The sequence below is a fragment of the Quadrisphaera sp. INWT6 genome, assembly GCF_015390235.1.
Taxonomy (GTDB): Bacteria; Actinomycetota; Actinomycetes; order Actinomycetales; family Quadrisphaeraceae; genus Quadrisphaera.
On the sequence record NZ_VUOH01000001.1, the window covers coordinates 99,066 to 118,947 of the forward strand.

General features: G+C 77.0%; 17 protein-coding genes and 1 tRNA gene. 6 read left to right on the forward strand and 12 right to left on the reverse strand.

What is annotated here, in order from left to right:
- Positions 1 to 199 precede the first annotated feature (199 nt).
- From F1641_RS00395 to F1641_RS00425, 7 genes are all read right to left on the reverse strand, one after another.
- Positions 200 to 997 (reverse strand): copper homeostasis protein CutC, encoded by a 798-nt coding sequence (locus tag F1641_RS00395; protein ID WP_194902538.1) that lies wholly within the window; start codon positions 995 to 997, stop codon positions 200 to 202.
- The gene (locus F1641_RS00400) at positions 994 to 2,304 is read right to left on the reverse strand and encodes an ROK family transcriptional regulator (protein WP_194902539.1); all 1,311 of its coding nucleotides are present in this window, start codon (positions 2,302 to 2,304) and stop codon (positions 994 to 996) included. Before F1641_RS00400 ends, F1641_RS00395 begins: the two co-directional genes overlap by 4 nt.
- 98 nt (positions 2,305 to 2,402) lie before the next feature.
- Positions 2,403 to 3,488, reverse strand: a complete 1,086-nt coding sequence (locus F1641_RS00405; RefSeq protein ID WP_206690349.1) for an ROK family protein — start codon at positions 3,486 to 3,488, stop codon at positions 2,403 to 2,405.
- Positions 3,485 to 4,417, reverse strand: a complete 933-nt coding sequence (locus tag F1641_RS00410) for a carbohydrate ABC transporter permease (protein ID WP_194902540.1) — start codon at positions 4,415 to 4,417, stop codon at positions 3,485 to 3,487. The genes F1641_RS00405 and F1641_RS00410 overlap by 4 nt, the downstream gene beginning before the upstream one ends.
- The gene (locus F1641_RS00415; RefSeq protein ID WP_206690350.1) at positions 4,414 to 5,358 is read right to left on the reverse strand and encodes a carbohydrate ABC transporter permease; all 945 of its coding nucleotides are present in this window, start codon (positions 5,356 to 5,358) and stop codon (positions 4,414 to 4,416) included. The genes F1641_RS00410 and F1641_RS00415 overlap by 4 nt, the downstream gene beginning before the upstream one ends.
- 59 nt (positions 5,359 to 5,417) lie before the next feature.
- The gene (locus F1641_RS00420) at positions 5,418 to 6,731 is read right to left on the reverse strand and encodes an extracellular solute-binding protein (protein WP_194902541.1); all 1,314 of its coding nucleotides are present in this window, start codon (positions 6,729 to 6,731) and stop codon (positions 5,418 to 5,420) included.
- Between the two features lie 134 nt (positions 6,732 to 6,865).
- On the reverse strand, positions 6,866 to 8,476 hold the full coding sequence (locus F1641_RS00425; RefSeq protein WP_194902542.1) for a M81 family metallopeptidase: 1,611 nt from the start codon (positions 8,474 to 8,476) through the stop codon (positions 6,866 to 6,868).
- Positions 8,477 to 8,700: 224 nt separating this feature from the next.
- Between F1641_RS00425 and F1641_RS00430 the strand changes: the two genes are divergently transcribed.
- Both F1641_RS00430 and F1641_RS00435 read left to right on the forward strand, forming a co-directional pair.
- Positions 8,701 to 9,606, forward strand: coding sequence for a sugar phosphate isomerase/epimerase (locus F1641_RS00430; protein ID WP_194902543.1), 906 nt, complete (start codon positions 8,701 to 8,703; stop codon positions 9,604 to 9,606).
- Positions 9,606 to 10,721, forward strand: a complete 1,116-nt coding sequence (locus F1641_RS00435; RefSeq protein ID WP_194903250.1) for a Gfo/Idh/MocA family protein — start codon at positions 9,606 to 9,608, stop codon at positions 10,719 to 10,721. Before F1641_RS00430 ends, F1641_RS00435 begins: the two co-directional genes overlap by 1 nt.
- Before the next feature lie 66 nt (positions 10,722 to 10,787).
- Here F1641_RS00435 and F1641_RS00440 read toward each other — a convergent pair whose 3' ends face one another.
- Genes F1641_RS00440 through F1641_RS00460 form a run of 5 tightly spaced genes read right to left on the reverse strand, consistent with a single transcriptional unit; the run spans position 10,788 to position 15,481 of the window.
- Positions 10,788 to 11,192, reverse strand: coding sequence for a RidA family protein (locus F1641_RS00440; RefSeq protein ID WP_194902544.1), 405 nt, complete (start codon positions 11,190 to 11,192; stop codon positions 10,788 to 10,790).
- Positions 11,193 to 11,251: 59 nt separating this feature from the next.
- On the reverse strand, positions 11,252 to 12,922 hold the full coding sequence (locus F1641_RS00445; RefSeq protein ID WP_309225284.1) for a D-aminoacylase: 1,671 nt from the start codon (positions 12,920 to 12,922) through the stop codon (positions 11,252 to 11,254).
- Positions 12,919 to 14,322 carry an amino acid deaminase gene (locus tag F1641_RS00450; protein WP_194902545.1) on the reverse strand — a complete coding sequence of 468 codons (1,404 nt, stop codon included), beginning with the start codon at positions 14,320 to 14,322 and terminating at the stop codon, positions 12,919 to 12,921. Before F1641_RS00450 ends, F1641_RS00445 begins: the two co-directional genes overlap by 4 nt.
- Positions 14,319 to 14,618, reverse strand: coding sequence for a hypothetical protein (locus F1641_RS00455; protein WP_194902546.1), 300 nt, complete (start codon positions 14,616 to 14,618; stop codon positions 14,319 to 14,321). Before F1641_RS00455 ends, F1641_RS00450 begins: the two co-directional genes overlap by 4 nt.
- Positions 14,525 to 15,481 carry a beta-propeller fold lactonase family protein gene (locus F1641_RS00460; protein ID WP_194902547.1) on the reverse strand — a complete coding sequence of 319 codons (957 nt, stop codon included), beginning with the start codon at positions 15,479 to 15,481 and terminating at the stop codon, positions 14,525 to 14,527. The genes F1641_RS00455 and F1641_RS00460 overlap by 94 nt, the downstream gene beginning before the upstream one ends.
- A 201-nt stretch (positions 15,482 to 15,682) precedes the next feature.
- On the opposite strand from F1641_RS00460, the gene F1641_RS00465 reads away from it, so the two are divergent.
- From F1641_RS00465 to F1641_RS22670, 4 genes are all read left to right on the forward strand, one after another.
- Positions 15,683 to 16,411 carry a hypothetical protein gene (locus tag F1641_RS00465; protein ID WP_194902548.1) on the forward strand — a complete coding sequence of 243 codons (729 nt, stop codon included), beginning with the start codon at positions 15,683 to 15,685 and terminating at the stop codon, positions 16,409 to 16,411.
- Positions 16,412 to 16,469: 58 nt separating this feature from the next.
- Positions 16,470 to 16,545, forward strand: a tRNA-Ala gene (locus tag F1641_RS00470).
- 94 nt (positions 16,546 to 16,639) lie between these two features.
- Positions 16,640 to 18,241 carry a diguanylate cyclase gene (locus F1641_RS00475; protein ID WP_194902549.1) on the forward strand — a complete coding sequence of 534 codons (1,602 nt, stop codon included), beginning with the start codon at positions 16,640 to 16,642 and terminating at the stop codon, positions 18,239 to 18,241.
- A 62-nt stretch (positions 18,242 to 18,303) separates the two neighbouring features.
- Positions 18,304 to 19,857 (forward strand): diguanylate cyclase, encoded by a 1,554-nt coding sequence (locus F1641_RS22670; protein ID WP_194902550.1) that lies wholly within the window; start codon positions 18,304 to 18,306, stop codon positions 19,855 to 19,857.
- The last annotated feature ends 25 nt before the right edge of the window (positions 19,858 to 19,882 follow it).

Consider the following 19,882-nt stretch of genomic DNA (forward strand, 5'->3'; position numbering starts at 1 on the left):
GGCGCTCAGGTGCGTGATCGTCGCGTGGGTCGGGAGGGCGCGGTGATGGCCCAGGGTCTGGGAGCGCAGCCGGGCGCCTGGTTGCGGTTCTGAGGGGGCCTGGGAGCGCAGCCGGGCGCTCGGTTGCGGTTCTGAGGGGGCTTGGAAGCGCAGTCGGGCGCCTGGTTGCGGTTCTGAGGGGGGCTGGGAGGCCTGGGAGTCAGGGGAGGGCGTCGAGGGCGGCGCGCACCCGGGCCACCAGGGCGGGGTCGGTGACGGCGTGACCGCCGTCGTCGGCGGTGCCGACGGAGACCCGCCGACCACCACCGGCGCTCGGAGGAGCCGGACGACGGGCCGAGAGGTGCACCGCGTGCACCCCCGCCCCCACCAGCGCCGCGACCTGCCCCGGCCGCACCCCGGCGCCGGCCATCACCTCGACCCCGCACGCCCGGCCCGCGGCGGACGCGCGACCCAGCTCGGCCAGCCCGTCGACGGCGCGCGGCGCCCCACCCGAGGTCAGCACCCTGTCGACGCCGAGCGCCGCGAGCCCCGCCACCGCAGCGGCGACGGAGGGCAGCTGGTCGACGGCGCGGTGCAGCACCACCTGCAGCGCGGCGCCCAGGGGGCTCGCGGCCCGGGCCCGCTGCGCCGCCTCGGCGAGGAACGCCCCGTCGAGGGCGAGGCGGCCGCCGTCGTCGCGCAGCGCCCCGACCACCACGCCGGCGGCCCCCGCCGCGGCAGCGGCCTCGACGTCGCGCAGGCCGGTGAGCAGCTCGTCGGCGTCGTAGACGAAGCCCCCGGGCCGGGGCCTGACCAGCACGTGCACCCCGAGCGCTCCGTCCGCGGCCTCCAGGCAGCGCGCCAGCGCACCGGGCGAGGGCGTCAGCCCGCCCAGCTCCAGCGCCGCGCACAGCTCGACGCGGTCGGCCCCGCCCGCCGCCGCAGCCAGCACCCCGGCGGGGGAGTCGACGGTGACCTCGAGCTGGACGCGGTGACCGTCTCCGTGCCCGGCCGTCACAGCGCGACGATCGCCTGGCGCAGCGCCAGCTGCCCCACACCCAGGACCCCCGCGTCGGCGCCCGCCGCGCTCTGCTCGATGCGCAGGTCGCGGGTGGCCAGCGGGTGGCAGTTCTCGTACAGCTGGGAGCGGACCGCCGCCACGAACGGCTCCAGCGTCGACAGCAGCCCGCCCAGCACCACGGCGTCGGGGTTGACGAAGTTCACGACCGCCGAGAGCGTCTGCCCCAGCAGGCGGCCCGCGGCCCGCACCCGGGTGGTGGCCTGGGCGTCGCCGTCTCCGACGAGCCGGGCGATGTCGAGCGGCTGGTGGGCCTCGATGCCGCGGGCGCGCAGGTCGGCGAGGATGTACGAGCCGCCCACCACCGTGTCGAGGCAGCCGCGGTTGCCGCAGTTGCAGGGGGCGTCGCCGGTGGCGCCGACGACGACGTGCGCGAGGTCACCGGCCAGCGCCGTGGCCCCGCGGTAGAGCCGTCCGTCCAGGACGAGGCCGCACCCGACCGACGAGCCCGCCTTGACGAAGAGCAGGTTGGCCGGGCCCCCGGTCGCTGGTGCACCCGCGCCGGCGGTCCCGTCGGCCTCGGCGGCCGGCGGGGCGGTGGCCAGGGCCGTGCACTCGCCGAGCGCCATCGCGTTGGCGTCGTTCTCCACCACGGCCGGCAGCCCCAGGCGCTGCGACAGGTGCGCGCCGACGGGGAAGCGGTGCCACCCGGGCATCGCGGCGGGGGAGTCGACGGCGCCGGACCGGCTGGAGACCGGTCCGGGCAGCGCCACCCCCACGGCGCGGACGGCGTCGGCGGGGATCGCCCCGCGCAGCTCGGTCCACGCGGTGACCAGCTCCTCCAGCACCGGCTCGGGGCCGGCCGCGACGTCGAGGGCCAGGTCGGCCGAGCGCACCAGGGCGCCGGACATGTCGAGCAGGGCGATGCGGGCGTGGTGGCGGCCCAGCTCCGCGGCCAGGATGCAGCCGCCCCCCGGGGTCAGCCGCAGCACGCGGGCCGGGCGGCCGCCGGTGGCGGAGGCGGCCCCGGCCTCGGCCAGCACCCCCGCCGCGATGAGCTCGCCGACCTTGACCGTGACGGTGGACGGCGCCAGGCCGAGACGGCGGGCGAGGGTGGCGCGGTCGGTGGCGACGCCGCTGGCCACCGCCGCGAGGATGGCCGACGACGTGCCGCCGGCCTGCTCGGCGTCGCGCTGGGGGCCGTGGTGCCCCGAGCCGCCGGTGCCGCCCGAGCCGCCCGCGGAGTGGCTCTGACCGGCGCGCCCGGCCGGCCTCGAGGTCGCGCCGGCGCCCGTGCCCGTTCCCACGGGGGTGATGGTGCCCGGTGCCGCCCAGCGCGTCGGCACCGGCCGCACCGGAGCCGTCTGCGCCCGCGGGGCGACCGACCGCGCGGGGGAGAGCGGGCTCACCAGCCGCCGCCGTCCACGCCGTCCACGCCGTCCACGCCGTCCACCGGGGAGCCGGCCAGCGCGGCGGCCTCGAGGCGGTGGCGCTCGAGCAGCTCGTCGGCGCGCAGCGCGGAGGCGATGACGCCGGCCCCGTCGCCGAAGCGGGCGGGCTCCACGCGGGGACGGCGGTGGAAGGTGAGCATCGCCTCGACCCGCTCCCGCAGCGGCACGAACAGCGCGTCACCGGCGCGGGAGAGGCCGCCCGCGACCACCACGACCTCCGGCGCCAGCACGGTGGCCAGCTGCGCGACCGCCAGGGCGAGGGCGTCGACGCCGTCGTCCACCACGGCCGCTGCGGTCGCGTCACCGGCTGCGGCGGCCTCGAAGACCTCGCGCGCCCCGGTGACGGGCACGCCGGTGGCCCGCGCGTAGTTGCGCGCCACGCCCCCCGCGGAGGCCCACTGCTCCAGGCAGGAGGCACCGCCGCACGCGCAGCGCGCCGGACCGTCGCGGCCGGGCAGCAGCAGCGGCATGTGCCCCAGCTCGCAGCCGAAGCCGTCACCGTCGTGGAGGTGGCCGTCGACCACGACGGCGGCCCCGATGCCGGTGCCGATGCTGATGACGACGGCGGTGCGCGCGCCGCGGGCCGCGCCCATGCGGAACTCCGCGAACCCCGCGCCGCGGGCGTCGTTGCCGAGGGAGACCGGCAGGCCGGTGCGGGCGCGCAGCTCCTCCCGCAGGGGCACGTCGCGCAGGCCGAGGTTCTCCGCCAGGAGCACCACGCCGCGGGTGTCGTCGACCAGGCCCGGGACGTGCACCCCGACCGCGGCAGGCGCGACCGGCCCGTCGAGCGGTGCGTCGGGGGAGCCCGCGCCGGCCTCGGCGACGGCGCGCGCGATCTGGTCGAGCAGCGCGTCCGCCGAGCCCAGCGCCGTCGGCTCGGAGCGCACCGCGCGGACCTCGCCGTCGGCGTCGACCAGCGCGGTCTTGGTGAGGGTGCCGCCGACGTCGACGGCCACCACCGGACGGCCGGCGCGCAGCTCCAGGCGGGGGAAGCGCTCCCGGCCGGTCCGCGCCGGTGCGGCCGTGCTGCCCGCGCTCACTTGACGGCGCCCGCCGTGAGGCCGGAGGCCATGCGCTTCTGCACCGTCATGAACAGGATGACGACGGGCACGGCCATCAGCGTGGAGCCGGCCATGATCGCGCCCCAGTCGGTGACCTGGTTCTGCCCGCTGAAGCTGGTCAGCCACAGCGGCAGGGTGCGGGAGTCGTCGCTGGTCAGGGCCACCAGGGCGAGGGTGTACTCGTTCCAGGAGGCCAGGAAGGCGAAGATCGAGGAGGCCACCAGCCCCGAGCCCAGCAGCGGGAAGGTGATGCGCAGGAACGCGCCCATGCGGGAGCAGCCGTCGAGCATCGCGGCCTCCTCCAGCTCGACGGGCACGCCGTCGACGAAGCCCTTGAGCATCCAGATGGTGAAGGGGATGCTCGCGCCGAGGTAGAGCAGGCTCATGCCGGCCACGGAGTTCAGCAGGCCCCAGCCGTCGAGCATCCGGTACTGCGAGATGAACAGCGCCTCGGCCGGGATCATCTGCACCACCAGCACGGCGACGATGAGCTGGGTGCGCCCGCGGAACCGGAAGCGGCTGAGGGCGAGGGAGGCGAAGAAGCCGAAGACCATCGCGCCCAGCACCACGACCAGCGCGATGGCGAGGCTCATTCGCATCGCCGACCAGAACGCGGGCGAGGAGAGCACCTGCGCGAAGTGCGAGCCGGTGCCCCCGACGGGGAAGAGCACGGGCACGCGCTGCTGGATCTGGCGGTCGGTGAGGAACGCCGTGTTGAGCATCCAGTACACCGGGAAGAGCCACGCGAGGCCGAAGACGACGGCGACGGCGTTGGCCACCACCGACAGGCCGCGGCGGCCGGGGCGGCGGGCTCCCAGCCGGGGCGGGGCGGTGCGCAGGCCGGGGGCGCGCACGCCCGTGGCCGGGCCGGCGGCGGGCGGGGTGGGCGGGGGGGCGACGGTGGTCATGCCGGCTCCTTGAGCAGCAGCGCGATGTAGCGGGCGGCGATCAGCAGGGTCAGCAGCAGCAGGAGCATGGCCGCGGCCGACGCCGAGCCGTAGTCGCCGCCGGCCAGGCCCACCTGGTAGATGAAGGTGCCGAGCACGTTGGTCTGCTCGGTGATGCCGCCGTTGGACTGCAGGACGTGGAACTGCGTGAACACCCGCAGGTCCCAGATGATCTGCAGCAGCGTCACCAGCGCCAGCACGGGGGCGATGGAGGGGGCCACCACGTGCCGGAAGGTCTGCGCCGGGCCGGCGCCGTCGAGGGCGGCGGCCTCGAGCACGGAGGAGTCGATCTGCGTGACCGCCGCGTAGACCATGAAGACCACCAGCGGCACGCTCATCCACGTGACCAGCAGCCCTGCGACGGCGAAGAACGTCGAGGGCTGCGCGAACCAGTTGAACCCGAGCATCTGGTCGAAGCCGAGCGCCGCCAGGGTGTGGTCGACGACGCCGGAGCGCGAGTCGAACATCCACTGGAACACCTGCAGCGAGCTGAGCACCGGCATCGCCCAGGCCAGGAGCATCACCACCTGGACGGCGACGGCGACGGGGCGCGAGCACGCCGTCAGCAGCAGCGCGCCCGCCGTCCCCACCGCCATCGTGATGGCCGCGACCAGCAGGCAGAACCCGACCGAGCGGCCGAGCACCGCCCAGAAGGTCGGGTCGGTGAGCATCGCCTGGTAGTTGGCCAGGCCCACGAACTCCGGCGGGCGACCGAACTGCTGCTCCAGGCCGAAGCGCTGGAAGGACATGCCCAGCTGCCGCACGAGCGGGTAGCCGAGGGCCAGCAGCACGGTCGCCGTCGCCGGGACCAGCAGGAGGAGCGCGAGCCGCCGGTCCGAGCGGCTGCTCAGGGGGACCGCCGCGCGGCGGGCGGGCGGTCGTCGCCTCAGGGCGAGGGACACGGTCGGGCTCCTCTGCGGCGGGGGGCGAGGGGGTGGCGGGGGAGGGTGGCAGGCCGGCGTCAGGACGCGTTCAGGACCTTCTCCATCGCGGCGTCGGCCGCGGCGGCCAGCGAGACCGGGTCCTTGCCGGCGCCCATCGCGACGTAGAAGTCGTCGACGGTCTTGGCGCCCTCGACCAGGGCCCAGTTCTTGGCGGCCGGGGTGCCGACGGAGTTCTTCACGGCCTCGGTGGTCAGCGTGGAGAGCTCGTCGGAGCCGAGCGCGGAGGCGTACTGCAGGTTGCCGGGCACCCAGCCGCCCTCGGTGGCGAAGTACTCCTGGAACTCCTTGGCGAAGATGAGCTGCATCGCCTTCTTGGCGAGGTCCTTCTTCGAGGAGCTGGCGGAGATGGCCACGTTGGAGCCGCCGGCGAAGGGCTTGCCCACGCCGCCCGCGGTCACGGGCGGGAAGCCGAAGTACCCGACCTTGCCGGCGTCGACCAGGGCCTTGTCGATGGAGCTCAGGTGCCAGTTGAAGCCGAAGAACATCGCGGTCTCACCGGTGTTGAACGGCACGAACGGCTGGCTGGCGGTGGTGGAGTCGGTGACGGTGCCCGACGTCGAGCCGGTCTTCCACAGCTGCTGCAGCTGGGTCAGCGAGGCCTGCCCCTCGGGCGTCGACAGCCCGCCCTTCCAGGTGTCGCCGTCCTGCGAGGCGAGCAGCGCGCCGTTGGTGAACAGCCACGCGATGCAGCTCTGCCAGCTGATGCCCGGCAGGTACAGGCCCGAGAAGCCCGTGGTGGCGGCGTTGGCCTGCTGCAGGGTGGTCGCGGCGGCGGTCAGCTCGTCGATGGTGGTCGGGACGGCGACGCCCGCGGCCTCGAACATGTCCTTGCGGTAGAAGAAGATCCGGCTGCCGGCGTAGAACGGCGCGGCGTACATCTTGTCCTCGAAGGAGCCCAGGTCGACCAGCGACTGCGTGAGCTGGTCCCCGCCCAGGTCGGCCTTGAGGTCGGACAGGTCCTCCAGCGCGCCGACGGCGCAGAACGTGGGGGCCTGGGTGTTGCCCAGCTCGATGATGTCCGGGGTGGAGTCGGCGCTGGCCAGGGACGTCTGCAGCTTGGGGACGATGCCGTCCCACACCTGGATCTCGTAGGTCAGCGTGGAGCCGGGGTTCTGCTGCTCGAAGGTGGTCTTGAGCCACTCCATGGCGGTGTCGCTGACGGAGTCCTTCATGAACCAGACGCGCAGGTCGCCGCTGGAGGCGCCTCCGCCGCCGGAGGAGCTGCCCGAGCCGGAGGAGCCGCCGCACGCGGCGAGCAGGCCGGCCAGGCCGAGGGCACCCCCCGCACCGAGGACGGCGCGGCGGGACGGGGTCGGGAACGGAGAGGCCACGGGGTGCTCCTGGGGTCGCGAAGGCGGGTGGGACGGCGGGGTGGTGCTGTCGAGCTGACGCCGGTGTCGTGCTCGTCGGTGCTGGTGAGGGGAGAGGAGAGCAGGTTCTGAGCGGGTGCGAAAGAACCTTCGACTTACTTCGGCCACGAACTTTCGACGGCGCCGTCGAGCTGCTCGTCCAGCTGCCCGACGAGCTCGGCCACGAGCGCCGGCTCGGGGGCCCCGCCGGGCCCGCCGAACGCGTCGTAGGGGTGCATCGGGCGGGAGATCCGGTCGTGGGGGAGGCGAAGCAGGTCCTGGTCGACCCCGCCGGGCGTCAGCGCCAGGCGCCAGTCGGCGGCCATGGCGTAGAGCTCCGGCTCGAGGTAGCCGATCTTGACGACGACGACGTCGGCCGCCCGCGCGTCGATCCCGTTGCGGGTGAAGTCGCCCTCCAGGTGGTACGGCTTGCGGCGCTCGGTGAGCAGGAGCCGCAGCCCTCCGGTGCGCAGCACCACCTCGGTGCGGGCCACCGGGTCGTCGGTGCAGACGTGCTCCACCACGGCGTCGACGGGCACCGGGGGCTGGTGCACGTCGTCGACCCGCGCCCCGACCTCCAGCTGCACCCGGGCGCCGACCCCCGCGGCGGCTGCGGCCCGGGCGCCCTCCGCGTCGGGGATCGACGCGTACACGACCTCGAGCCGCCCGGAGGCGACCTCGGGCCGCTCCAGCAGGCGCGCCAGCGTCCAGGTGGCGTCGCCGGTGCCGCCCGCGGTGGGGTTGTCGCCGGAGTCGGAGACGACGAAGGGGCGGACGCCGGCGGCCGCGCTCGCCGCGGCGGCGTCGAGGCACTCGTCGAGGCTGCCCGTGGGGGCCACGAACGCGAAGTCGTCGCGGACCGCCCACATCGCCCGGGCCAGCTCCTCGGCGCCCGCGGTGACGGCGGCGGCGTCGTCGCCGGTGACGACCACGCACGCCGAGCTGCGGGGCAGGTCGGCCCAGGCGTAGCCGATCCAGATGCCGGCGTCGAGCACGCCGTCGCGGGCCTCCACCTGCGGGACCAGCGCGTACAGCGACGCCGCCGGCTCCACGCGGGTGCTGGTCTTCTCCCCGGGCAGCAGCACCGGCACCTGGATGCGCGCCTTCAGCGGGCGCAGCGGCACCTCGCCCCGCCGCGCCGCGAGCAGCCGCTCGACGAGGTTGGCGGCGGCCCGCTCCTTGGTCTCCTCGGCGTCCTCGTGGGGGGCCATCCGGTAGCAGGTGAGCAGGTCGCAGGCGCGGGCGAGCAGCGGCGAGACGTTGCCGTGCAGGTCCATCCCGGTGCTGACGAGGGTGTCCGGCCCCACGAGGGCGCGGACGGCGGCGGCGAGCTCTCCCTCCGGGTCGTCGGTGCCGACCACGCTCATGGCTCCGTGGACGTCGAAGAGGACGCCGTCGAGCGCGCCGTCCTCGAGGGCGCTGCGCAGCCCGCCGAGCAGCACCTCCGTCATCTCCGCCCAGTCCGCGGCGGGCACGGGGGCTCCGGCGAAGGTGCGGTAGTGCGTCAGCCCGACCCAGTCGGCGGCCTCGCGCAGCGGCGTCCCTGCCGCCAGCCAGGGGCGTGCCGCGAGCAGGTCCTCGCCGTCGCGGCGCACGAAGTCGCCGACGAGGGTCGCCCCGGGGGAGTGGGTGCTGGCCTCCAGGCTCGCGCCGAGGACGGCGACGCGGGGCCTGCGGGTCTGCGGGGGTGCGGCGGGTGAGGTGGTGGGGGTGGTGCTGTCGGGCACGGGGCTTCCTTCGACGGGGCGGGTCGCGGGGCAGCCGCGGGCGCGCTGCGCTGCACGCCCCGAGGTCCGCCTGCCGCGGTGTGGGCGTCATCCACGCACGTCCCGGCGGCGCGGCGCCACGGCCGAAGGTTGCGCTTCGGTTAATTCGCGGCTGGCCGATCGCCGCCCCTTGGCGCGAGGCGCCCGACCGCGCCTAGCGTCGCGGCACGCCACACCCCGATCCGATGGAGGACCGCACCGTGCAGCTCGGCGTCAGCTCCTACAGCTATGCCTCGACCATCGCCGCCGGAGGGCTCGACCTGCTCGGCGTCGTCGACAGGGTCGCCGCCACCGGGGCGGACCACCTCGAGATCGCGCAGGCCGGCGCCGGGGGGCCCGACCTGCCCGACGACCCCGCCCTCACCGACGCGATCGCCGCCCGCGCCGCGGAGCGCGGCCTGCCGCTGACCAGCTACGTCATCGCCGCCGACTTCCGCTCCGCGCACGCCGCCGGAGACCTGGAGGCCGAGGTGCAGCGCGTCTTCGGCCACCTCGAGGCGGCCCGGCGCCTGGGCGTGCAGCGCGTGCGGCACGACGTCGTCGCGTGGGCGTGGCGCGAGGGCTCCGAGGCCGAGGCCCGCGAGGTGGCCGAGCTGGTGGTGGGCCCGTGCCAGCGCGTCGCCGACCGCGCCGCCGAGCTGGGGCTGGCCACCATGGTCGAGAACCACGGCTTCTTCATGAACGACCCGGCCCGCGTGCAGGCCCTGGTGGCGGCCGTCGACAGGCCGAACTTCTCCACGCTGGTCGACGTCGGCAACTTCCTCTGCGTCGACGCCGACCCGCTCGCCGCCGTGCGCACGAGCCTGCCGACGGCGTCGGTGGTGCACCTGAAGGACTTCCGCGTCAGGCCGCAGCTGGAGCCGCCGGGCGACCCGGCGGCCGAGGGCTGGCTGCGCACGGTGGGCGGCGCGGGCCTGCTCGGCTCGGTCGTCGGCGAGGGCGACCTGCCGCTGGCCGCGATCGTCCGCGAGGTGCGCGCGTCCGGCTTCGACGGCCCGGTCACCATCGAGTTCGAGGGCCCCGAGGACGACGACGCCGCCGTGGCCGCCGGCCTGGCGCACGCGCGCCAGCTCTGGGCGGAGGCCGCGTGATGGCTGCCGCTCAGCCGCCCGCTGGCGGCGCACCTCTCGGCGTCGGCGTCGTCGGCGGCGGGTCCATCGCCGAGTGGCACCTGAGCTCGTACGTGCGCAACCCCGACGTGCGCGTCGTCGCGGTCGCCGACGTCGACCTGGCGCGGGCGACGGCTCGCGCCGCGGAGCACACCGCTCTCGCGGCGGCGTCGGGCCGGCAGCACGAGCCGGTGCGGGCCTACGCCTCGCACACCGACCTGCTGGACGACGCCGACGTGCAGGCCGTGTCGGTCTGCACCCGCAACGACACGCACTCGCCGATCGCCGTCGACGTGCTCGCCTCCGGCCGCAGCGCGCTGGTGGAGAAGCCGATGGCGCGCACCGTGGCCGAGGCCGAGGCGATCGTGGCCGCCGAGGCGGCCTCGGACGGCGTGGTGCAGGTCGGGTACGTCCGGCGCTGGTCGCCCAACGCGCAGGTGCTCAAGACCTTCGCCGACGCCGGTGACCTGGGCGCCGTCTACTACGCGAAGGCGACCTGCCTGCGCCAGGCCGGCAACCCCGGCGGCTGGTTCGCCGACCGCTCGATCTCCGGCGGGGGCCCGCTCATCGACGTCGGCGTGCACTTCCTCGACCTGGCCTGGTGGTTCATGGGCGCGCCGAGGGCCGTGGCGGTCAGCGGCTACACCTCCGACCGGCTCGGCAACCGCGGCAACATCGAGTCGCTGACGCGGTGGAAGTCGGCGGACTACGACGTCTCGAAGAACTCCGTGGAGGACCTCGCCGGTGCGGTGGTCCGCTTCGAGGGCGGCGCGGTGCTGCACCTCGACGTCTCGTACTCCCTGCACGGGCGCCCGCAGATCGGGCTCGCGCTGTTCGGGGAGCGGGGCGGGGCGGAGCTCGAGCCGGCGCTGACGCTGTTCACCGAGCAGCACGACACGATCACCGAGGTGGTGCCGCACGTCGACAGCCGCAGCTTCGACATCGTGCCGGCGTTCCAGAACGAGATCGACGGGTTCGTGCGGGCCGCCCGCGGCCTGGAGCCGTCGGTGGCGCCGGCGTCGCACGGCCTGGAGATGACGAAGATCGTGACCGCGGTCTACGAGTCCGCCGCACGGGGCGCCGAGATCACCCTCTGACCCTGCGAGAGGGCGGCGGACGCCCATGATCACGGTGATCATGGGCGTCCGCCACCCGCGGCGGGTTCAGGCGACGACGGCGAGGGCGTCGATCTCGACGAGCATCTCCTCGCGCGGCAGCTCGACCATCACCGTGGTGCGCGCCGGTAGCACGCCGCCGCGCACCCGGCGGGTCACGAACGCCTCGTAGGCGTCGTTCATCGCGGCGAAGTGGGCGCGGGTGGTCAGGTACACGCGCAGCATCACGACGTCGTCGAACGTGGCGCCGCCCGCTGCCAGCACGGCCTCGACGTTGAGGAGCGTGCGCTCGACCTGCGCGGCGACGTCGCCGGGGTGCAGGTACTCGCCGGAGGCGGGGTCGACGGGGCCCTGTCCGGAGACCTGGACGACGTTCCCGGCGCGCACCCCCTGGGAGAAGGAGTGGGCGGCGGCCGGGGCGTCGGAGGTGGTGAGGGCGGTGCGCTTCGTCATGCCGACCGATCCTGCCCCGTGACGGTCTTCGCGACCGCCGGGGTGGCGGACGCCCATGATCACGGCGGGGAGGGGAGGAGGGGGCGCAGGGAGCGACCGGGGGTCGCCCCGGTGCGTCTCCCGTCGCTGACCAGCGGCACGCCCGCCACCCAGACGTGCGGGACCCCGCACGGCGGTCGCCGCGGCTCGTCGAAGGTCGCGCCCTCCACGGTCTCCGGGTCGAACAGCACCAGGTCGGCCACGGCCCCGACCCGCAGCACGCCCCGCGCCCCCGGGCCGGGCCCGGCCAGCCCCAGCCGCCGCGCCGGCCGCAGCGTCATCCGCGCCACCGCCTCCTCGACGGTCAGCAGCCCCTCGCGCACGCAGGGCCCCAGCAGGTGCGCGAACGCCCCCCACGCCCGCGGGTGCGGCCGGGCGCCCACGAGCAGCCCGTCGCTGCCGACGCTGTGGTGCCGCGACGCGACCACCTCCCGCACGTTGGCCGCGTCACCGACGTGCTGCAGCACCGTGGTGCCGAGCCGGTCGCGGACCAGCAGGTCGACGGCGACGGCGAACGGCGCGCGCCCCTCCCGCTGCGCCAGCTCCGCGACCGTCGAGCCCACCGCCGCCGCCAGCCACGGGTCGTCCGCCGTCGCCACCCCGCTGACCTGCACCGACGCCCAGTCGACAGGCACGCCGTGGCACCCGTCGGCGCCCCGCACCTCCAGGTCGTGGCGCAGCCGCGCCAGCTCCTCGCCGTCGTGCGGCTGGCTCAGCCGGGCGAGCAGCGCCTCCGGCCCGCCGGCCGCGGCCCAGCTGGGGAGCAGCGCCGCGAGCGTCGTCGAGCCGGGCAGGTAGGGGTAGCTGTCGAGGGTGACGTCCTGGCCGGCGGCCACCGCGGCGTCGACCAGGGCCAGCAGCTCGCCGGCGCGCCCGCGGTTCACGGGGAAGTTCATCGTCGCGTGCGTCAGGTGCACCGCCGCCCCGCTGCGCCGCCCGACCTCCAGGGCCTCGGCGTACGCCTCCAGCGCCCCCGCCCCGTAGGAGCGGGTGTGCGGCGCCCAGTACCCGCCCGCTGCGGCGACCTCCTCGCACAGCGCCGCCAGCTCGTCCGCGGAGGCGTGCATGCCCGGGGTGTAGGTGAGCCCGCTGGACATCCCGACCGCGCCCTGCGCCATCCCCGCGCGCACGAGCGCCCGCATCGCCGCGACCTCCGCGGGGGTCGCCGGGCGGTCCTCGACGCCCACCACCAGCAGCCGGACCGTGCCCTGCGGCACGAGGTAGCAGGCGTTCACCGCGGTCCCGGCGTCGATCCGGTCGAGGTAGCCGCCGACGTCGCGCCAGGTCACCAGCCCCGCCGGCAGCCGCCCGTTCCACCCCGCGAGCTGGGCGTCGAGGACGGCGAGCGCGGCGTCGTCGACCGGCGCGTACGAGAGGCCGTCCTGCCCCAGCACCTCGGTCGTGACGCCCTGCAGCGCGCGCGAGAGGTGCGCCGGGTCGGTGAGGACGGCGACGTCGGAGTGCGCGTGCAGGTCGACGAACCCCGGGCAGAGCACCAGCCCGTCGGCGTCGAGCACCCGCGCCCCGGCCGGCACCGCGTGGCGCGGCACGTCGCCGAGCGCACGCAGCACGCCTCCGCTGACCAGGGCGTCTCCGCGGTGGCCCGGTGCGCCGGTGCCGTCGACCAGCAGCGCGCCCCGCACCAGCAGGTCGCGGCTCTCACCGCTGCCCGCGCCCCCGGAGGGCGTCACCCGAAGACCGTCCGGAGCAGGTCCACCACCCGCGGCTGGGGGAGCGAGGCGTCGTCGACGACCGGGACGAGCCCCCACTTGTCGAAGGCGGTGCACGGGTGGGAGAGCCCCAGCTGCAGCACGTCGCCGACAGCGAGGTGCTCGGCCCCTCCGCCACCAGCACGGCCAGCGGCCAGGCGCACGAAGGCGTGCTGGTCGTTCACCGCGGTGACGACGGCGGCACCCGGCTCCAGCGGCTCCGCCGGGCCGCGGCCGCCGGGCCGCCGGGCGCGCACCACGGGCAGGCCCTCGTCGAAGGGCAGGTCGCGCCGCCCGGCGTCGAGCAGCGCCAGCCCCGGCTCGGGCCGGGAGATGACGCGCGCCCACGCGTGCAGACCGGCCCGCAGCTCCGGGCCCGTGCCCCGGGTGGCGGGCGTGATGCCGGCGTAGAAGCCGTCGTCGTGGGCGGCGCTCGCGCCGGCGCGGACCACCACGCGCACCCCGGGACCGTGCTGGCCGGCGGGGTCGTGCAGGTCGGCCAGCTCCTCGGCGACGACGTCGAAGTACGCGCTGCCCCCGGCGGACACGACGGCCGCGTCGTCCGGGACCGACGCGGTGTCCAGCAGGCCGAGCCCCAGCAGCTGCTCGTGCAGGGAGCGCAGGTCGCGGAGCCAGGCGCGCACGGCGGCCATCGAGGCGGGGGAGGCGTCGTGCGCCAGCGCCCCCTCGTAGCCCGCCACCCCGGCCAGCCGCAGGCCCGGGGCGGCGGCGGTGGCGCGCGCCACCGCCAGGGCCGCGGCCACCGACCGCGCCCCCGTGCGGGCCCCCGGGGCGCCCAGCTCGACCAGCACGTCGAGCGGTCGGGTCCCGGCCGGGTCCTGATCCGTGCGCGCCAGTCCCTCGGCGCGCGCCGCCGCGGTCGCGGCGACGACGTCCTCGCCGTCCACCCACGCCAGCACGCGCGCCGCCGGGGTCGCCGGCGAGCTCGCTGGCGAGGTCGCTGCCGGCGCCGTCGTGCGGGCGACCAGCCCGTGCACGTCGGCGTCCAGCAGCGGGCCCGCGACGAGCACCCGCGGCACGCCGGCGTCGAGCGCCACGGCCAGCTGCCAGGGCGTGGCCACCGTGACGGCCCAGGCACCCGCCGCCAGCTGGGCCCGCCACAGCGCCGGCGCCATGCTCGTCTTGCCGTGGGGGGCCAGGTCGACGCCGGCACCGGCGGCCCAGCCCGCCATCGCCGCCAGGTTGGCGGCCACCGCCGCGGCGTCCAGCGTCATCACCGGGGTCGGCAGGTCCGCCAGGTGCGGGCCCGAGGCGACCCACCCGGCGCCGTCCCGCCCCCAGGCGCTGACCGGGACCCCCTTGGCCCAGGGACCGAGGGGGCCGGTGGCAGCGGCGTCGTACTCGGGCAGCCCCGGGCTCACAGCGGCAGCACCACGGTCGGGGAGCCCGTGCGCAGCGCGCTCCACGCCACCACCCGCGGCCCGCCCCCGGCGTCGTCGAGCGCGAGCTCGAGGTGGAGCACCAGGTCGGAGTCCTGCGCGCTGACGTACGCGTGGTGCCCGACGACGGCCACGTGCCGCGGGTTGCGCGCCTCCGGGCGGTCAGCCGTGTCCGAGCCGCCGGTCAGCGGGACGTCGACGACCCGGCCGTGGCGGTGCACCCCGAGCACGTCGAGGCCGCGCACCGCCACGAGCAGCGCGTCGTCGAGGGCCGCCACCTCCGAGGGCTGGGGCGGCGACCCCGTCCAGCTCCCGCCGGGGGAGGGGGCGGCCGCCTGGGCGGCACCGCGTGCAGCTCACCGAGGCGCCCGCCGACGGCGTCCGCGGCCAGCAGCGTCGCGTCGAGCTCACCGGTGACGTGCAGCCGCGCACCTCCACCGCGCCGGCGCACGAGCGCGGTGCGCGGCCCGCTGCCCGGGGGAGCGGCCACCACCTGCACCGGGTCGGGGTCGAGCCGGGCGGGAGCGCCGCCGGCGCCGAGGACGACGGCGTGGACGCGCAGCTCGTCGGTGCCCAGGTCGGCGACGACGACGTGCCCGTCGTCGAGGAACGACGCCGAGTGCGGGTGCGGACCCTCCTGCCGGTCGCTGCGCGGGCCGGAGCCGCGGGGCTCGAGCACCTGCACCAGCCGCCGGGCGACCCCGCCCTCGGCGGCGACCACGCCGGTGGTGCCCCCGTAGTCGCTGACCACGAGGAGGCGGCCGCTCGGGTGCACCGCCACGTGGCAGGGGTGGGCGCCGCCCGAGGGCACCTCGGCCAGCTGCTCGCCGCCGGGGGCGCTGCGCCGGGAGGCGTCGCCGCGCCGCAGGCGCCAGGTCGAGAGCAGCCCCTCGGGCAGCTCGTGCGCCGCGTGGACCAGCACCTCCGCGGCGGCCGCGCCGCCAGCGCCGCCAGCGCCGCCGGCGGGGCTGACGGGGCTGACGGGGCCGGCGGGGGCGAGGTGGGACGGCGACGCCGCGGGGAGCACCACGGCGTCCGCGCCGAGGCGCCCGGTGGCGGGGTCGCGGGCCACCAGGCCGATGCCGGCGCCCCTCCCGCCGGTCGCCGGGGTGTACGAGCCGACGGCGAGGAGGTCGCTCATCCCGGGAGCCTAGGACGGCGCCGCACCACCGCCGGGTCCGCGTGGGCCGCTGACGGGGTGGTCGCGACCCGGTCACAGGTGGGTCACGGAGCGCTCTCGACCCCGTGGGGGTGGGGCGAAACGGACTCCAGTCACACCAGTCACACAAGACACGCCAGCAACGTGGTTCACGGGAGTCCCCTGAACCTCTACAGTATCGGCGTGGGCGGCAGCGGATTCCTCCTCCTGGGGATCGTCGCGCTCTGGGCGTTCGGCGCGGTCCCGCACTGGGTCCAGCGCCGCGAGCAGCTGGCGGCTGCCTGGCGCGCGGAGGCGAGCGACGACGAGCTGAGGCTGCTGGAGCGCCGCGAGCTCTCCCGCAGCTCTTCCGTCCCGGCCAGCAGCGCCGGGCGCCTGCTCGCCGCGCCGCGCACCGCAGCGGTGGCCCCCCAGACCGCCGCCGGTCCGGCTTCCACGGGGAAGGGGAGCCGACCGGTGGCCCAGCCCCGCCGTGCCGACCGCGCGCGCCGCGCCCCGGGCGCGCTGCCGGCCGTCGCCGCGCTGCTCGCCACCGGCCTGGTGGCCGCCGCGCCCGCCGTTCTCGCGGTGCTCGGGCTGCTGCCGCTGAGCGCCGCCCCCGCCGGCCTGCTGCTCCTCGTCGCCGCGGTCGGCGTGCTGCGCCGCCGCGCCGTGGTCGAGGAGCGCCGCGCCCGCACCGCCTCGCTGCGCGCGGCCCAGGCCCGCACCCGCGCCGCCCAGGTCCGCGCCACCCACCGCCGCGCCGACGAGAGCCGGGCCGCCGTCGCCGCCCAGGCGGCTGCCGCCAGCGCCGCCGCCGCCGAGCGCACCTTCGCCGCCGAGCGCCAGCGCGAGCTGGCCGCAGCCCGCGCCGCCGCCGGTCGTGAGCAGCGCACGGCCGCCGCGCCGCGTCGCCGCGCCGTCGGCGAGTGAGCCGCTGTGCCGACGACGGGGCGCCCGAGACCCGGGTGGTAGTGTTCGTGCGTCCTTCGGGGCTGTGGCGCAATTGGTAGCGCACCTCGGTCGCATCGAGGGGGTTAGGGGTTCGAGTCCCCTCAGCTCCACCAGCAGAACGGCGGTCACCCACCCGGGTGGCCGCCGTTCTCGTGCCACGGGCCGGTCCGGCTCCAGGTGGGCCGCCGACGTGCCGACGCCTCCACCGTGGGGGACTCCGTCGCACCTGGCCGCACCCGGTGGAGGAGGGCTCGCACCGCCGTCGCGGCCGCCCTCGCCGTGGCGGCCGTCGTGCTGGTCACCGCCACCGGCCCCGCCCGACACCTGCTCGGCCTGCCCGCCGGCGCGGCCCAGGCCGTCGTCGTCCTGGTCCTCGCCGTGATCAGCGCCGCCGCGACCGCGCTGTGCGGCCTGCGAGCCGTGCGCACCCTCCGCGCCGGCCGGGGCGGCCGCGACGCGGCGCCGTGGGTGCTGTTCACCGCAGCGCTGGGCTGCTGGGCCGTCGCCGAGGTGCTGTTCCTCGTCGACGAGCAGCTGCTCGGGCGCGACCCCCGCGTGGACCCGGTGGTCGTCGCCTGGTTCAGCGCCGCACCGCTCCTCGCGCCGGTGGGCATGGTGCTCCTGGCCCACGCGGCCCACCCCTCCGCGCCGCGCCTGCGCTGGGCGCTCGACGGGCTCCTGTCCGGTGGCGGGCTCTTCGTGCTCGGCTGGCTCGCCCTGCTGCAGCCCGCGCTCGCCGGCGACCGGGTGGCCCCTCCGGTGGTCGTGGCCAGCGCCGTCAGCCTGGCCGGCGTCGTCGCCCTGACCACGGCCGTGCTCGCCCTCGCCGCGCGGTGCCGGCCCTCCCCGGCCGCCCTGCTGTTCACCGCGGGCGCCCTCGTGGCCGCGGCCACCCAGGCCACCTACCTGCTCCTGGTGCTGACCGGCCGCTTCGCGCCCGGCGGCTGGATCAGCGTCGGCTACGCGGTGGCCCTGGTGGGGTTCGCCGCGGCCGCCGTCGTCGAGGACGCCCCCGGCGCCACCCGCACCCGGCCCCGCACCGGCGGCCTCCTGACGGCCCTGCCGTACCTCCCGCTCGTGCTGGCGGTCCCCGCGGTGCTCGTGGCCGGCACCCACCGGCACCTGGGCGCCGTCGAGGTGGTCAGCACCCTGGTGCTGACGGCGGCGCTGCTGGCGCGCCAGGGCCTCGTGGTGGCCGAGAACCGCCGCCTGGCGCGCGAGCTCGCCTCCCGGGCCGACGCGCTGGGCGTCCTGGCCCACACCGACCACCTGACCGGGCTGGCCAACCGCGCCGCGCTCACCGAGGTCCTCGACGCCGCCCTCGAGGCGTCCTCGACCGCCTCCTCCGACGCCGGGGCGGGCGCCGGCGTCGTGGTGGCCTACTGCGACCTCGACGGGTTCAAGGCCGTCAACGACACCCTCGGCCACGCCGCCGGGGACGCCCTGCTCGTGACCGCGGCCCAGCAGCTGCTGGGGGCCGTCAGGCCCGGTGACGTCGTGGCCCGCCTCGGGGGCGACGAGTTCGCCGTCGTCGTCGCGGTGCCCGCGGGTGACGACGCGCTGCGCGCCGCCGCCGACCTGCGCGCCCGCCTGGAGGCGGCCCTCGCGCCGGCGTCCGCGCCCGCGGGCCCCGGCGTCGTGGCGAGCACGGGCGTGGTGGCCTCGGGCGAGCTCGCCGGCAGCGGGCCGGTCACCGCTGACCGGCTGCTGCGCGAGGCCGACCGCCGCATGTACGCCGCCAAGCGGGCGCGCTCCGACCAGCGCGACGGCGCGGCCGTCGGCGACCTGCGCCTGACGGGTCCCCGCTGAGCCGTCCGGGTGGTGCCGGCGCGGCGTCCTCCGGTCGTCGCGCGCGCCGTCGATGGGAGGAGGTGACCTCCACCACGGCACCCCGGGGCCGACGCGCTCCGGAGCGCGTGCTGCGCCGGGCGGTGCTCCTGGCGGCGGTCCCCGTCCTGCTCGTCGTGCTCGCAGTGCCGGTCTCGGTGCTGCTGGGCCTCCCGGGGCGGGTCCCCACCGCGGTCGTCGGCGCCACCGAGGCCCTGGTCGCCGCCGCTGCAGCCCTCACCACGGCCCGCCGCGGCCGGCGGGAGCGCGGCAGCCAGCGCGCCGGGTGGTGGGTCTTCTCCGCGGCGTGCGCCTCCTGGTGCGCCGGGCAGGTCGCCTTCGCCGGCTACGAGGCCGTGCTGCACCGGGAGGTGCCGCCCGTCTCGGTGGCGGACGCCGGCTTCCTCGGGTTCTCCGTGCTCGCGCCCACCGGCGTGCTGCTGCTCGCCCAGGGGCGGCTGCGCGTCGCCTCCCGCCTGCGGGGCCTGCTGGACGGGGTCGTGGCGACCGGCGCGCTGGGGCTGCTGAGCTGGACGCTGCTGCTGCGCCCCATCGTCACCAGCGGTGACGACCTGGTCGCGGTGCTCGTCTCCGCCGCCTACCCCGCCGGCGACGTGCTCGTCCTCGCCGTGGCCACCACCGTGCTCGCCCGCTGGGGCGCCAGCCGCGCCCTGACCGCCCTGGTGGTCGGGGCCTCGCTGATGGCCCTCGGCGACTCCGCCTACGTCTACCTGCGCCTCGCGGGCACCTTCGCCACGGGCGGTCCCACCGACGTCCTCTGGACGGCGGCCTTCGCCGTGATGGCCGTCGCCGCGGTGCTCAGCGGCCGCGGACCCAGCAGCGGCGCCCTGGTGCGCACCTCCGTGCTGGCGCACGTGCTGCCGTACGTCCCGTTCGCCGTCACCTGCCTGGTGCTGGTCGACGAGAGCGTCCGCCGGCCCCTGACCGCCCCGCTGCTGGCCTCGGCGGCCGCACTGGTGCTCCTCGTCCTCGCCCGCCAGGCGCTCGTCGTCGTCGACAACGTCGCGCTGACCCGCGAGCTCCAGGAGCGCTCCCGCGCTCTGGCCGACCTCGCCTACTCCGACCCCCTCACCGGGGTGGCGAACCGCGCGGCGTTCACGCGCGCCCTCGTCGCCGCCCTCGACGACGGCCCGCCGGTGGTCGCCGCCTTCTGCGACCTCGACTCCTTCAAGGCCGTCAACGACCACGCGGGCCACGGCACAGGTGACGGGCTGCTCGTCGCCGTCGCCGCCCGGCTCCGCCAGGTGGTGCGCCCCGTCGACGTCGTCGCCCGGCTCGGCGGAGACGAGTTCGCCGTCCTCGTCGTCGACGACGACGGCGCCCCCCGCGCCCCGCACGAGGCCGCCGCCGAGCTGCGCGAGCGCCTGGAGACCGCCCTCTCGGTGCCCTTCAGCCTCGCCCCCGAGCTCGCCGGCATGGCCACCTCGCCCGAGGTGGTGCGGGTGCTCGACGCCGTCTCCGCCAGCGTCGGCGCGGTGTCCTCCGCCGAGCTCGGCAGGCCCACCGCCGAGCAGCTGGTGGGCGCCGCCGACCAGCGCATGTACGCCGTCAAGCGCGGGCGGCGCGCCCTGCGCTGACCAGCTCCGGACGGCGTCTCGGGCG